At 68.2% G+C, this 13,962-nt stretch carries 11 protein-coding genes; all 11 read left to right on the forward strand.

The features are described from left to right. Nucleotides 1-2 precede the first annotated feature (2 nt). The gene (locus ABGI63_RS12215) at nt 3-1,505 is read left to right on the forward strand and encodes a UDP-N-acetylmuramoyl-L-alanyl-D-glutamate--2,6-diaminopimelate ligase (protein WP_349742668.1); all 1,503 of its coding nucleotides are present in this window, start codon (nt 3-5) and stop codon (nt 1,503-1,505) included. After that, nucleotides 1,502-2,941, forward strand: coding sequence for a UDP-N-acetylmuramoyl-tripeptide--D-alanyl-D-alanine ligase (locus ABGI63_RS12220; protein ID WP_349742669.1), 1,440 nt, complete (start codon nt 1,502-1,504; stop codon nt 2,939-2,941). The genes ABGI63_RS12215 and ABGI63_RS12220 overlap by 4 nt, the downstream gene beginning before the upstream one ends. Then, nucleotides 2,931-4,109, forward strand: coding sequence for a phospho-N-acetylmuramoyl-pentapeptide-transferase (gene mraY / locus ABGI63_RS12225; protein ID WP_349742670.1), 1,179 nt, complete (start codon nt 2,931-2,933; stop codon nt 4,107-4,109). Before ABGI63_RS12220 ends, mraY begins: the two co-directional genes overlap by 11 nt. A gap of 7 nt (nt 4,110-4,116) precedes the next feature. Beyond that, nucleotides 4,117-5,838, forward strand: a complete 1,722-nt coding sequence (murD, locus tag ABGI63_RS12230) for a UDP-N-acetylmuramoyl-L-alanine--D-glutamate ligase (protein ID WP_349742671.1) — start codon at nt 4,117-4,119, stop codon at nt 5,836-5,838. Next, nucleotides 5,835-7,094, forward strand: a complete 1,260-nt coding sequence (ftsW, locus tag ABGI63_RS12235) for a putative lipid II flippase FtsW (RefSeq protein WP_349742672.1) — start codon at nt 5,835-5,837, stop codon at nt 7,092-7,094. The genes murD and ftsW overlap by 4 nt, the downstream gene beginning before the upstream one ends. Beyond that, nucleotides 7,091-8,170 (forward strand): undecaprenyldiphospho-muramoylpentapeptide beta-N-acetylglucosaminyltransferase, encoded by a 1,080-nt coding sequence (gene murG / locus ABGI63_RS12240; protein ID WP_349742673.1) that lies wholly within the window; start codon nt 7,091-7,093, stop codon nt 8,168-8,170. The genes ftsW and murG overlap by 4 nt, the downstream gene beginning before the upstream one ends. Beyond that, nucleotides 8,167-9,540, forward strand: coding sequence for a UDP-N-acetylmuramate--L-alanine ligase (gene murC / locus ABGI63_RS12245; protein WP_349742674.1), 1,374 nt, complete (start codon nt 8,167-8,169; stop codon nt 9,538-9,540). The genes murG and murC overlap by 4 nt, the downstream gene beginning before the upstream one ends. Continuing rightward, the gene (locus tag ABGI63_RS12250) at nt 9,537-10,499 is read left to right on the forward strand and encodes a D-alanine--D-alanine ligase (RefSeq protein ID WP_349742675.1); all 963 of its coding nucleotides are present in this window, start codon (nt 9,537-9,539) and stop codon (nt 10,497-10,499) included. Before murC ends, ABGI63_RS12250 begins: the two co-directional genes overlap by 4 nt. A 10-nt stretch (nt 10,500-10,509) precedes the next feature. Beyond that, nucleotides 10,510-11,337 carry a cell division protein FtsQ/DivIB gene (locus ABGI63_RS12255; RefSeq protein ID WP_349742676.1) on the forward strand — a complete coding sequence of 276 codons (828 nt, stop codon included), beginning with the start codon at nt 10,510-10,512 and terminating at the stop codon, nt 11,335-11,337. A 27-nt stretch (nt 11,338-11,364) separates the two neighbouring features. Further along, nucleotides 11,365-12,594: a cell division protein FtsA gene (ftsA, locus tag ABGI63_RS12260; RefSeq protein WP_137941606.1), complete on the forward strand. Its 1,230-nt coding sequence runs from the start codon at nt 11,365-11,367 to the stop codon at nt 12,592-12,594. A 129-nt stretch (nt 12,595-12,723) separates the two neighbouring features. Further along, nucleotides 12,724-13,941, forward strand: coding sequence for a cell division protein FtsZ (gene ftsZ / locus ABGI63_RS12265; protein ID WP_137941607.1), 1,218 nt, complete (start codon nt 12,724-12,726; stop codon nt 13,939-13,941). The last annotated feature ends 21 nt before the right edge of the window (nt 13,942-13,962 follow it).

Genomic DNA, 13,962 nt, shown 5'->3' on the forward strand with positions numbered 1-13,962 from the left:
TCATGCCCATCACCCGACTCAAATCCCCCGAGGCCGCGGCCCGCTGGCTGCGCGAGTGGACCACCGGTCAGCTGCGCAGCGACAGCCGGCTGGTGGCGCCCGGCGATGCCTTCATCGCCTGGCCCGGCTATGCGCAGGACGGCCGCGCCCATGTGCGTGCGGCGCTGGCCGCCGGCGCGGCGACCTGCCTGGTCGAGGCCGAGGGTGTCGAGGCCTTTGATTTCAATGACGCCCGCGTCGCCGCGCTGCCGGGGCTGAAGGCCTGCACCGGCCGTATCGCGGCCGAGTACTTCGAGCATCCCAGCGAGGCCGGCCTGCAGGTGATCGCCAGCACCGGCACCAATGGCAAGACCTCGACCGCCTGGTGGGTGGCCCAGATCCTGGGCGCCCTGGGCCGGCGCTGCGGCGTGGTCGGCACCTTGGGTATCGGCGAGCCGCCGCTGGGCGCAGCACCGGGCCATATCGTCAACACCGGATTGACAACGCCGGACCCGGTGCAGCTGCAGGCAGGATTTCGCCGCATGCTGGATGCCGGCTTTGCGGCCTGCGCGATCGAGGCCTCGTCGATCGGGCTCAATGAGCAGCGTCTGGCCGGCACGCGCATCGCGGTGGCGCTGTTCACCAATTTCACCCAGGACCATCTGGACTACCACGGCTCGATGGCCGCCTATTGGGAAGCCAAGCGGGCGCTGTTCGACTGGCCGGGTCTGCGCGCCGCCGTGCTCAATCTGGACGACCCCAAGGGCGGCGAGCTGGCCGCTGCGCTCACCAACAAGCTCGATGTCTGGACCTATGCGGTCAATGGCCCGGCGCGCCTGTCGGCCCATGGTCTGCATTACCGCGATGGCGGCCTGGCCTTCGAGCTGCATGAAGGCCCGCAGGTGCTGACGGTGCAGACCGGCCTGATCGGCGACTACAACGTGGCCAATCTGCTCGCCGTGATCGCCAGCCTGCGGGCGCTGGGCCTGGATCTGGCCGATATCGTCGGCGCCGTGCCCCAGATCAGCCCGGTGCCGGGCCGCATGCAGCGGGTCGGCGACGGACTGGGCCGGCCGCAGGCGGTGGTCGACTATGCCCACACGCCCGATGCGCTGGACAAGGCGCTGTCGGCGCTGCGCCCGCTGGCGGCGGCCCGCGGCGGCCGGCTCGTCGCGGTGTTCGGCTGCGGTGGTAACCGCGATCCCGGCAAGCGCCCCTTGATGGGGGCGATCGCCGGCCGCCTGGCCGATGCGGTCGTGCTGACCAGCGACAACCCGCGCAAGGAGCCGCCGGCACAGATCCTGGCCCAGATTGCCGAGGGCTTGAGCGGCGTGGCACACCAGGTCGTCGAGGACCGGCGCGCGGCCATTGCGGCGGCGATTGGCCAAGCCGATGCGCGCGATGTCGTGCTGATCGCCGGCAAGGGCCATGAGGACTACCAGGAGATCGCCGGTGCGCGCCAGCCCTTCTCCGATGTGGCCGAGGCGCAGCAAGCGCAGGCCCGCTGGACCGGAGAACAGCCATGAGCGCAGCCCTGATGACATTGGCCCAGGCCCACCATCTGCTGCAGGCGGCGCTGCCGCAGGCGCGGCTGATCGGCGACGGCCAGATCGAGATCGCCCGCGTGCACAGCGACACCCGCACGCTGCGCGCCGGTGATCTGTTCGTCGCGCTGCGCGGCGAGCGCTTCGATGCGCACGATTTCCTGCCGCAGGCCGCGGCCAGCGGCGCGGTGGCGGTGATCGCCGAGCGCGGCGTGGCCGAGGCCTGCCTGTCCGGCATCGAGGTACCCGATGCCAAGCAGGCGCTGGGCCTGCTGGCCACCGCCTGGCGCGGCCACTGCCATCTGCCGCTGATCGCGGTGACCGGCAGCAATGGCAAGACCACGGTGACGCAGATGGTCGCCAGCATCCTGCGGGCCTGGCTGGGCCCGGCCTCGCTGGCCACCGAGGGCAATTACAACAACGATATCGGCGTGCCGCTGACGCTTTTGCGGCTGCGCCAGGACGATGCCGTCTGGCACCGCGCCGCCGTGGTCGAGCTGGGCATGAACCACCCCGGCGAGATCGCTCCGCTGGCGGCGATGGCCCGGCCGACGGTGGCCCTGGTGACCAATGCGCAGCGCGAGCACCAGGAGTTTCTGCAGACGGTCGAGGCGGCCGCGCGCGAGAACGGCGCGGCGATCGAGGCCCTGGGCGCGGCCGGCGTTGCGGTGTTTCCGGCCGAGGATGCCTGCGCGCCGATCTGGCATGCGCTGGCCGGCCAGCGCGCGGTGCTCAGCTTCGCGTTGCAAGGGCAGGCCGATGTGACGGGCCGTGCCTCCTGGATACAGGGCAGCGAGACGCAGGGCGCCGGCCACTGGGCGCTGGAGCTGCACACGCCGGCCGGTGATGCGCCGGTGGCGCTGCGCGTGGCCGGTCTGCACAACGTCCGCAATGCCTTGGCCGCCGCCGCCGCCGCGCTGGCCGCTGGCGCGCCGCTGGCCGCCATCGTCCGCGGCCTCGAGAGTTTCGAGCCGGTCAAGGGCCGCTCGCAGCTGAAGAGCCTGAGCCGCCAGGGTCAGCGCGTCACGCTGATCGACGACAGCTACAACGCCAATCCCGACAGCGTGCGCGCCGCCATCGATGTGCTGGCCGATCTGCCGGGCGCGTCCTGGCTGATCCTCGGCGATATGGGCGAGGTCGGCAGCCAGGGGCCGGAGTTCCATCGCGAGGTCGGCGCCTATGCGGCCGAGCGCGGCGTGGCCGCCTTCTGGGCAGCCGGCAGCGCCTGTGCCGACGCGGGCGGCGCCTATGGCGGCGGCGCCCGCCATTTCGACACGACCGAGGCGCTGATCGCGGCGCTGGCCGAAGCGCCGCGGGTCAAGAACATTCTCGTCAAGGGTTCACGTTTCATGCAGATGGAAAGAGTCGTCGCCGCCTTGCTGGCACAGGATCAGGAGGGCGCGAACCATGCTGCTTAGTCTGGCCCTATGGCTGCAGGGCCTGTACCCGGACCTGGGTTTCCTGCGCGTGTTCCAGTACCTGACCTTCCGCGCGGTGATGGCGGCGATGACGGCCTTGCTGATCGGCCTGGCCTTCGGCCCCTGGGTGATACGCCGGCTGACCGAGATGAAGATCGGCCAGCCGATCCGCGAGTACGGCGTGCAGCAGCACCTGGTCAAGAGCGGCACACCGACCATGGGCGGCGTGCTGATACTGATAGGCATCGGTGTCTCGACCCTGTTGTGGTTCGACTGGAGCAACCGTTTCGTCTGGGTCGTGATGCTGGTGACCATGGGCTTTGGCGCGGTGGGCTGGGTCGACGACTGGCGCAAGGTGGTCGACAAAAACCCCGAGGGCATGCGCAGCCGTGAGAAGTTCTTCTGGCAGTCGCTGATCGGCCTGGTGGCGGCCCTCTACCTGGCCTTCAGCGTCTCCGAGACCTCGATCCTGGGCGTGATCGAGCTGTTCGCCCGCTGGGTGCAAAGCGGCTTCTCGACCGAGCTGCCGCCCAAGGCCGATCTGATCGTGCCCTTCTTCAAGACGGTCAGCTACCCGCTGGGCGTGTTCGGCTTCATCGGTCTGTCCTACTTTGTCATCGTCGGCACCAGCAATGCGGTGAACTTCACCGATGGCCTGGACGGCCTGGCCATCATGCCGGTGGTGCTGGTGGGCTCGGCACTGGGCCTGTTCGCCTACCTGACCGGCTCGACCATCTACTCGAAGTACCTGCTGCTGCCCTATATCCCGGGCGCCGGCGAGCTCCTGATCTTCTGCGCCGCGATGGCGGGGGCGGGTCTTGCCTTCCTGTGGTTCAACACCCACCCGGCCCAGGTCTTCATGGGCGATGTCGGCGCGCTGTCGCTGGGCGGCGCGCTGGGCACGCTGGCCGTGATCACGCGCCAGGAAATCGTGCTGGGCATCATGGGCGGCGTGTTCGTCGCCGAGGTGCTGTCGGTGATGCTGCAGGTCAGCTGGTTCAAGTACACGAAGAAGAAATTCGGCACCGGCCGGCGCATCTTCAAGATGGCGCCGCTGCACCACCATTTCGAGAAGTCGGGCTGGAAGGAGACCCAGGTGGTCGTGCGCTTCTGGATCATCACGATGCTGCTGTGCCTGATCGGCCTGGCCAGCCTGAAACTGCGGTGATCTCGGCATGAAACATCTTCAAGGACTCAAGGTGCTGGTGTTGGGGCTGGGGGACTCCGGCCTGGCGATGGCTGCCTGGGTCCGGCGCTGTGGCGGCGACGCGCGGGTCTGGGATTCGCGCGAGGCCCCGCCGCAGCTGGCGGCGCTGCGCGAGCAGCTGCCCGAGATCGAGTTCATCCATGGCGAGCTGCCCGAGTCCGCGCTGAGCGGCGTGCAGCTCGTGCTGAAGAGCCCGGGCCTGTCGCCGCTGGATGCGCGGCTGTTGCCGCTGCTGACTCTGGCGCAGGGCACCGGCGTGCCGGTGCAGGGCGAGCTGGACCTGTTTGCCCGCGCGCTGGCCGACCTGAAGGCCGAGCGCCGCTACGAGCCGGCCGTGCTGGCCATCACCGGCACCAATGGCAAGACCACGACCACCAGCATGTGCGCGCAGCTGGTCGAGCGCTGCGGCCGTCGTGTCGTGATGGCCGGCAATATCGGCCCCAGCATGCTGACCACCCTGGGCGCGGCGCTGGATCTGGAGCCGGCCGCCGAGCCCGTGCTGCCGCCCGGGACGGTTGCTGATGACAGCTCGGATGCACCGGACGCACTTGAAGCACCGGTGGCGGCCGAACAGACGGTGCTGGAGAGCATCGATGCGATGCTCGATGAGGCCCCGCTGCCGATCAAGCCGCCGCCGCCCAAGCCGGCCGTCTTTGCGCATCTGCCCGAGGTCTGGGTGCTGGAGCTGTCCAGCTTCCAGCTCGACACCGTGCAGGGCTTCGAGCCCACCGCCGCGACGGTGCTGAACCTGACCCAGGACCATCTGGACTGGCATGGCGATATGGCCGCCTACGGTCGCGCCAAGGCCCGCATCTTCGGCACCGAGATCGACAGCCCGACGGTGATGGTGATCAACCGCGACGATGCGCTGGTCGAGGCCATGGTGCCGGCGCCGGTCAGGGTTCAGCAGGGACGTGGCCGGCCGGCCAAGCTGGTCGCGCGCAAGGTGGTGCGCTTCGGTCTTGACGCGCCGCGCCATCCGGGCGATTTCGGCCTGGTGCAGGAGGCCGGCATGAGCTGGCTGGTGCGCGCCCGCGAAGCCGACGAGACGATCAAGAAGAAAAAGGGCGAGGACGAAGAGGAGCTGCTGATCCAGCGCCTGATGCCGGCCGATGCGCTGCGCGTGCGCGGCCGCCACAACGCCGCCAATGCGCTGGCCGCGCTCGCCCTGGCCAGCGCGGCCGGTTGCCCGCTGGCGCCCATGCTGCATGGGCTGCGCGAGTACCGCGGCGAGCCGCACCGGGTCCAGCATGTCGGCGCGATCAAGGGTGTGGACTTCTATGACGATTCCAAGGGCACCAATGTCGGCGCCACCGTCGCGGCCATCACCGGCCTCGGCGCGGACCGTGCGCCGGCCCAACTGCTCGTGATCCTCGGCGGCGATGGCAAGGGCCAGGACTTCGGCCCGCTGCGCGAGCCGGTGGCCCGCCACGCGCGCGCCGTGGCCCTGATCGGCCGCGACGGCCCGCAGATCGCAGCCGCGCTGGAGCACAGCGGCGTGACCATGCAGGCGCATGAGACGCTGGAGGCCGCCACCGCCTGGTGCCTGGCCCAGGCCCGCAGTGGCGACAGCGTGCTCCTGAGCCCGGCCTGCGCCAGCCTCGATATGTTCCGCAACTATGGTCACCGCGCCGAGGTCTTTGTCGCCGCGGTACAGGCCCTGGCCCAGGATGAGGGGCTGTCGCTATGAACGCCGTGCTGCAGAACTGGCGCGAACGCCTGCTGGGCCTGATCCGGCGCGATAACGGCAGCAAGGGCGGCGAGGTGCCGGTGCGCGATTGGGTCAGCGTGTCCTCGGGCCAGCCGACCAAGCTGGCCGGCTTCGATACGACCCTGGCCTGGGTCGTGGTGTGCCTGCTGGCGCTGGGCCTGCTGATGGTGTACTCGGCCTCGATCGCGCTGCCCGACAACCCCAAGTTCAGCCGCTATCTGCCGACCCACTTCCTGGTGCGCCATGTGGTGGCGATCACGCTGGGCCTGCTGGCGGCCCTGGTGGTGGTGCAGGTGCCGGTGGCCAGCTGGGAGCGCGCCGCGCCCTGGCTGTTCGTCGCGGCCCTGGTGCTGCTGATTGCGGTGCTGATCCCGGGCGTCGGCAAGGGCGTCAACGGCGCACGCCGCTGGCTGCCGCTGGGGCTGATGAACTTCCAGCCTTCCGAGCTGGGCAAGCTGGCGATGGCCATGTATGCGGCCAGCTATATGGTGCGCAAGATGGATGTGAAGGAGAACTTCTTCCGCGCCGTCTGGCCCATGGTGGTGGCGCTGGGCGTGGTCGGCGTGCTGCTGCTGGCCGAGCCGGACATGGGTGCCTTCATGGTGATCGCCGCGATCGCGATGGGCATCCTGTTCCTGGGCGGCGTCAATGGCCGCATGTTCTTCCTGATCGTCGCGGTGCTGGTCGGTGCCTTTGTGCTGATGATCACCTTCAGCGAGTTCCGCCGCGAGCGCATCTTTGCCTATCTCGATCCCTGGAACGAGAAGTACGCCCAGGGCAAGGCCTATCAGCTGACCCATTCACTGATCGCCTTCGGCCGCGGCGAGCTGTTCGGCCAGGGCCTGGGCTCCAGCGTCGAGAAGCTGCACTACCTGCCCGAGGCCCATACCGACTTCCTGCTGGCTGTGATCGGCGAGGAGCTGGGCCTGGCCGGCGTGATCGTCGTGATCACCGCCTTCTTCTGGATGTCGCGCCGGCTCTTTCACATCGGCCGCCAGGCGATCGCGCTGGACCGCGTGTTCGCCGGCCTCTATGCCCAGGGCATAGGCATCTGGATGGGCGGCCAGGCCTTCATCAATATGGGCGTGAACCTCGGCGCCTTGCCGACCAAGGGCCTGACCTTGCCGCTGATGAGCTTCGGCGGCTCGGCGATCCTGATGAACTGCGTGGCCCTGGCCATCGTCCTGAGAATCGATCTAGAGAATCGTCAGCTGATGCGTGGAGGCCGCGCATGAGCACCAAGCACCTGGTCATCATGGCTGCCGGCACCGGTGGCCACATCATCCCGGGCCTGGCCGTCGCCGACGAGATGGCGCGCCGCGGCTGGAGCGTCAGCTGGGTCGGCACCGAGAGCGGCATGGAAAACCAGCTGGTGCCGCCCACCGGCATCCCGCTGGACCGGCTGGCTTTCTCGGGTCTGCGCGGCAAGGGCCTGATGCACACGGTCAAGGGCCTGTTCAAGCTGGTCCAGGCCTTTGTGCAATCGCGTCAGGTGTTTGTCACGCGCAGCGCCGATGCGGTGCTGGGCATGGGTGGCTATGTCTGCTTCCCGGGCGGGCTGATGGCCTGGCTGAGCGGCAAGCCGCTGATGCTGATCAATGCCGACGCGGCCATGCTGCTGAGCAACCAGAGCCTGAAGCCTTTTGCCCGCCGCATCGGCTTTGGCTTCGACGGCTCGGCCGCCGCATCGACACCCAAGGCCGTCGTCACCGGCAACCCGGTGCGCGCCGAGATCGAGGCCATCGCGCCGCCGGCCGAGCGCTTTGCCAGCCGCAGCGGGCGGCTGCGCGTGCTGGTGGTTGGTGGCTCGCTGGGCGCGCGCGCGATCAACGATTGCATCCCGAAGGCGCTGGCGCTGTGGCCCGAGGACCAGCGCCCCATCGTCACGCACCAGACCGGCCAGGCCAATTTCAGCACCGTGCAGGCGCTCTACCAGGCGGCCGGCGTCGACGCGACCCTGCTGCCCTTCATCGACGATATGGCGAGCCAGCTGGCCCAGACCGATCTGATCATCTGCCGCGCCGGCGCGGTGACGGTCAGCGAGCTGTGCGCGGCCGGCGTGCCGGCGCTGCTGGTGCCGCTGGTCGTGGCGACGACCTCGCACCAGCGCGACAACGCCCGCTTCATGGCCCAGCATGGCGCTGCCATCCATCTGCCGCAGGAAGAGCTGAACCCGCAGCAGCTGCATGCGCTGCTGCAGGGCATGGAGCGCGAGGCCCTGGTCGCGATGGCCGAGAAGGCGCGCTTGCTGGCGCGGCCGCGTGCGGCCAGCCGCGTGGCCGATGAGATCGAACAGATGGTGGCGGCATGAAGCACGCGTTGAAGCACATTCATTTCGTCGGCATCGGCGGTGCCGGCATGGGCGCGATCGCCGAGCTGCTGCATCAGCTGGGCTACCGGGTCTCGGGCTCGGACCAGAGCGATGGCGCGATGCTGCAGCGCCTCGCCGCCATGGGCGTGCAGGTCCATATCGGCCACGCCGCCGCCCATATCGACGGCGCCCAGGCCCTGGTGACCTCGACCGCGGTCAAGGCCGACAACCCCGAGGTGATCGCCGCCCGCGCCGCCGGCGTGCCGGTGGTGCACCGCGCGGTGATGCTGGCCGAACTGATGCGCCGCCAGCAGGGCATCGCGATCGCCGGCACCCATGGCAAGACCACGACCACCTCGCTGGTCACGGCGGTGCTGAGCGCCGCCGGTGTCGACCCCAGCTATGTGATCGGCGGCAAGCTGATGAGCGCCGGCGCCAACGCGCAGCTGGGTCGGGGCGACTACATCGTCGTCGAGGCCGACGAGAGCGATGCCTCCTTCCTGCATCTGCTGCCCACGCTGGCCGTCGTCACCAATATCGATGCCGACCATATGGACACCTATGGCCACGACTTCGCGAAGCTGAAGCTGGCCTTTGTCGAGTTCCTGCACCGCATGCCCTTCTATGGCGCGGCCGTGGTCTGCGGCGATGACGAGGGCGTGCGCTCGATACTGCCGATGCTGTCGCGTCCGGTAGTTCGCTACGGCTTCGGTGCCGACAATGCGGTGCGTGCGGTCGATGTGCAGGCGCTGGACGGCGGCCAGATGCGCTTCACCGTGCAGCGCGAGGGCGCGCCCGATCTGCCGGTGATCCTGAACCTGGCCGGCCGCCACAATGTGCTGAACGCCTTGGCTGCGATTGCAGTGGCCACCGAGCTGGAGTTGCCCGACACGCCCATCGCCGCGGCGCTGGCGGCCTTCGGTGGCGTTGGCCGGCGCTTCGAGCGCTATGGCGAGCTGCGCGCCGCCGATGGCGGCCTGTTCACGCTGATTGACGACTACGGCCACCACCCGGTCGAGATGGCGGCGGTGCTGAGCGCGGCACGCGGCGCCTTCCCGGGCCGGCGCCTGGTGCTGGCGTTTCAACCCCATCGCTACACCCGCACGCGCGACTGCTTCGCCGACTTCGTACGCGTGATCGCGCAGGCCGATGCGGCCTTGCTGACCGAGGTCTATGCGGCCGGCGAGGGCGTGATCGCCGGAGCCGATGGCGCGGTGCTGGCGGCCGCGGCCGGCGCTGACTTTGTGGCCGATGTGCGCGCGCTGCCGCAAGCCATCGCCCGGCAAAGCCGCGACGGCGATGTCGTGATCGTGATGGGCGCCGGCTCGATCGGCGCGGTGCCGGCGCAAACCGTGGAACTGCTGAAATGAATCTGAACATCGATCCCAAGAGCCTGGGCAAGGTGGCCGTGCTGATGGGCGGCAGCTCGGCCGAGCGCGAGGTCTCGCTGACCATGTCGGGCCCCGGCGTGCTGGCCGCGCTGCGCTCGCAAGGCGTCGACGCCCATGCCTTCGACCCGGCCGAGCGCGGCCTGCATGAGCTGAAGGCCGAGGGCTTCGCGCGCTGCTTTATCGCGCTGCATGGCCGCGACGGCGAGGACGGCACGGTGCAGGGTGCACTCGAGATGCTGGCCATCCCCTATACCGGCTCCGGCGTGATGGCCTCGGCCATCGCGATGGACAAGATCACCACCAAGCGCCTGTGGCGCGCCGACGGCCTGCCGACGCCGCGCTGGCTGACGCTGAAAAAGCATGAGCTGACGCGCGAGCGCATCCGCACGGTGCCTGATGAGCTGGGCCTGCCGCTGTTCGTCAAGGCACCGCATGAGGGCTCCAGCATCGGCCTGAGCAAGGTGATGGGCTATTCGCAGATGCAGGCCGCGGTGGAACTGTCGGCCCGCTATGACGACGAGCTGCTGTTCGAGGAGTTCATCGACGGCTGGGAGCTGACCTGCCCGGTGCTGGGCGAGGGCGATACGGCCCAGGCCCTGCCGGTCATACGCATCGAGGCGCCCGAAGGCAATTACGACTACCAGAACAAGTACTTCACCGACACCACGCAGTACCACATCGGTACGCTGCCCGAGGTCCAGGAGCAGGAGATCCGTGCGCTGGTGCTGGCGGCCTACCGCTCCCTGGGCTGCCGCGGCTGGGGCCGTGCCGACCTGATGCAGCGCAAGAGCGACGGCAAGGTCTTCCTGCTGGAGATGAACACCTCGCCGGGCATGACCTCGCATTCGCTGGTACCCAAGTCGGCCCAGGCTGCCGGCATCTCCTACGAACAGCTGTGCCTGTGGCTGCTGGCCCAGGCCCGGCTGGACAGGGCCTGACCCAAGCGCCATGAGCACCGCCGCCCAACCCCTGCTGCCGGCCGATATACGCCTGATGAATGGCGTGTCGGCTTTGCTGCTGGCCGGTCTGGTGCTGGCGGGTCTGGCGCTGGCCCTGCACCAGCTGGCGCGGCTGCCGATCTTCGGCATCCGGCATATCCAGGTCGAGGGCGATGTGACGCGCAATAGCGTGGCCTCGCTGCGCGCCAATGCGATGCCCCATGTCTCGGGCACCTTCCTGACCCTGAATCTGCAGCAGGCCGGCAGCGCCTTCCAGGCCGTGCCCTGGGTGCGCACGGCGGTGGTGCAACGGGTCTGGCCGAACCGGCTGCGGGTGCGGCTGGAGGAGCACCGGCCGGCGGCCTACTGGGAAGCCAAGCCCGAGGGTGCCGATGCGCAGAGCGAGGCCAGCGTCGAGCGGGCCCTGGTGAACAGCTTTGGCGAGGTCTTCGAGGCCAATCTGGGCGATGTGGAAGATGAGGACCTGCCGGTGCTGGCGGGCCCGGATGGCAGTTCGGCGGCGATGCTGGCCATGTGGCAGCAGCTCAATGCGCTGAGCCAGAAGCTGGGCGAGTCGGCCCGGCGCCTGGACCTGTCTGGCCGCGGCTCCTGGCGCCTGACGCTGGAAAAAGGGGCGGTGGTGGAATTGGGCCGCGGCAGCGAGGCCGAGGTGCTGGCGCGCTTCGGCCAGTTTGCCGCCAGCATCACCCAGATCAGCTCGCGCTACCAGACCGCCGTGCTGAGCGCCGATCTGCGCCACCACGACGGGTATGCGGTGCGGCTGCAAGGAATATCGACGAGCCCGGGCCCGGCGACGGGCGCGGCCAAGAAACGTTGAGACAAGAAAACATACGCTGAGGGGCATATGGCCAAGGAATACAAGGATTTAGTCGTTGGTTTGGATATCGGCACCGCCAAGATCATGGCGGTGGTGGCCGAGGTGCTGGGCAATGGCGAGCTGCGCATTGCCGGCCTCGGCGTGGCGCCCTCGCATGGTCTGAAACGCGGTGTCGTCGTCAATATCGACGCGACCGTGCAATCGATCCAGCAGGCCTTGAAAGAGGCCGAGATGATGGCCGACTGCAAGATTTCGCGGGTTTTCACCGGGATTACCGGCAGCCATATCCGCGGCCAGAACTCGACCGGCATGGTGATCGTGCGCGACAAGGAAGTCACGCCGGTCGATGTGGCGCGGGTGGTGGAAACCGCCAAGGCCATCAATATCCCCAACGATCAGCGCTTGCTGCTGGTCGAGCCGCAGGAATTCGTCATCGACGGCCATGAGGTGAAAGAGCCTATTGGTATGAGCGGCGGCCGGCTGGAGGTCAAGGTCCATATCGTGACCGGGGCCCAGAGCGCGGCGGAAAACATCGTCAAATGCGTGCGCCGCTGTGGTTTGGAGGTCGATCAGCTGGTTTTGAATCCGAGCGCGTCCAGTGCGGCCGCACTGACCTCGGACGAGCGCGATCTGGGCGTGGCCCTGGTCGATATCGGCGCCGGCACCACCGATGTGGCGATCTTCACCGGCGGCTCGATCCGCCATACCGCGGTGATCCCGATTGCCGGCGACCTGATCACCAGCGATATCGCGATGGCGCTGCGCACGCCGACCAAGGATGCCGAGGAAATCAAGGTCGAGCACGGGGTGGCCAAGCAGTTGCTGGCCGACCCGGCGGACCAGGTCGAAGTACCCGGTCTGGGCGACCGCGCCCCCCGCATGCTGTCAAAACAAGCACTTGCCGGGGTTATTGAACCCCGCGTCGAGGAGATTTTCTCGCTGGTTCACCAGGTGATTCGCGAGAGCGGATACGAAGAGTTACTGTCGTCCGGCATTGTTTTGACCGGCGGCTCGGCGGTGATGCCGGGCATGGTCGAGTTGGCCGAGGACATATTCCTGAAACCGGTGCGCCGCGGCAACCCGACCTATAGCGGGGCGCTGTTCGACATGGTTTCGAATCCGCGCTCGGCGACGGTGATGGGCCTGCTCGAAGAAGCGCGGATGTCGCGCACCCGGGGTTTGAAAGCGGCACAGCAGGCGGGTTCGGTCAAGACCATTATTGGTCGCGCCAAGGATTGGTTTCTGGGTAATTTCTGAACGGGTGGCGCCCCCGGACGGCGTAAGCGGGTCGAAATGTCGGAAAACAACGGCAGCGACTCAAAAAAAGGGGCTTCCCCTGTAGTTTTTAACGATTGGCAACTGCACAATTGCTGAAGGAGGTTTGATATGGCGATCGAGATGATCGAAGAGTTTGACCAAGGCACCCAAATCAAGGTGATTGGCGTGGGTGGTGGCGGCGGCAACGCGGTCGATCACATGATTGCGCAAGGGGTCCAGGGCGTGGAGTTCATCTGCGCCAATACCGATGCGCAGGCCCTCAACCGCTCCAAGGCCGACCAGCTGCTGCAGCTGGGTACCTCCGGCCTGGGCGCCGGTGCCAAGCCCGAGATGGGCCGCGCCGCCGCCGAAGAGGCCGAGGCGCGCATCCGCGACTCGATCCAGGGCGCCAATATGCTGTTCATCACCGCCGGCATGGGCGGTGGTACCGGCACCGGTGCAGCCCCGGTGATCGCGCGCGTCGCCAAGGAAATGGGCATCCTGACCGTCGGCGTCGTGACCAAGCCTTTCGAATTCGAAGGCAACCGCCGCTCCAAGGCGGCCGACTCCGGTCTGGCCGAGCTGGAGGCCAATGTCGACTCGCTGATCGTCGTGCTGAACGACAAGCTGCTCGACGTGCTGGGCGACGATGTCACGCAGGACCAGGCCTTCGCGCACGCCAACGACGTGCTGAAGAACGCGGTCGGGGGCATCTCCGACATCATCCATATGCCCGGCCTGGTCAACGTCGACTTCGAAGACGTCAAGACCGTGATGAGCGAGCCCGGCAAGGCGATGATGGGCACGGCGGTGGCCAGCGGCCCGGACCGCGCGTCCAAGGCCGCCGAGGCGGCCGTGGCCTGCCCGCTGCTGGAAGGCATCGATCTGTCCGGCGCGCGCGGCGTGCTGGTGCTGATCGCGGCCAACCGCAACACCTTCAAGCTGGCCGAGAGCCGCAATGCGATGAACGCGATCAAGCGTTACGCCGCCGAAGATGCGCACATCATCTACGGCACGGCCTATGACGAAAGCCTGGGCGACCAGCTGCGCGTCACCGTGATCGCCACCGGCCTGACCTCGGCGCGGGCGCGCGTGCAGGCCCCGCTGTCGGTGGTGCAGCCGCAGGTGCAGATGCGCACCGGCACCGACAATCTGCCGGTGCTGAACCAGCAGGTCACGCTGCCCCAGGCCGGTGGCCAGGTCGGCGGCGGCAATGACTTTGCCGGCATGAGCGTGCCCAGCGTCTGGCGTCATGGCCGCACGGCTGCGGCCAAGGTCGAGGCCCTGTCGTCCAACGGCATGGACGAGATCGAGATCCCGGCCTTTTTGCGCAAGCAGGCCGATTGAGCATCAAGCGCGCCTTTCGGG

This window comes from Roseateles cavernae (assembly GCF_040187885.1).
Classification (GTDB): domain Bacteria; phylum Pseudomonadota; class Gammaproteobacteria; order Burkholderiales; family Burkholderiaceae_C; genus Roseateles_E; species Roseateles_E cavernae.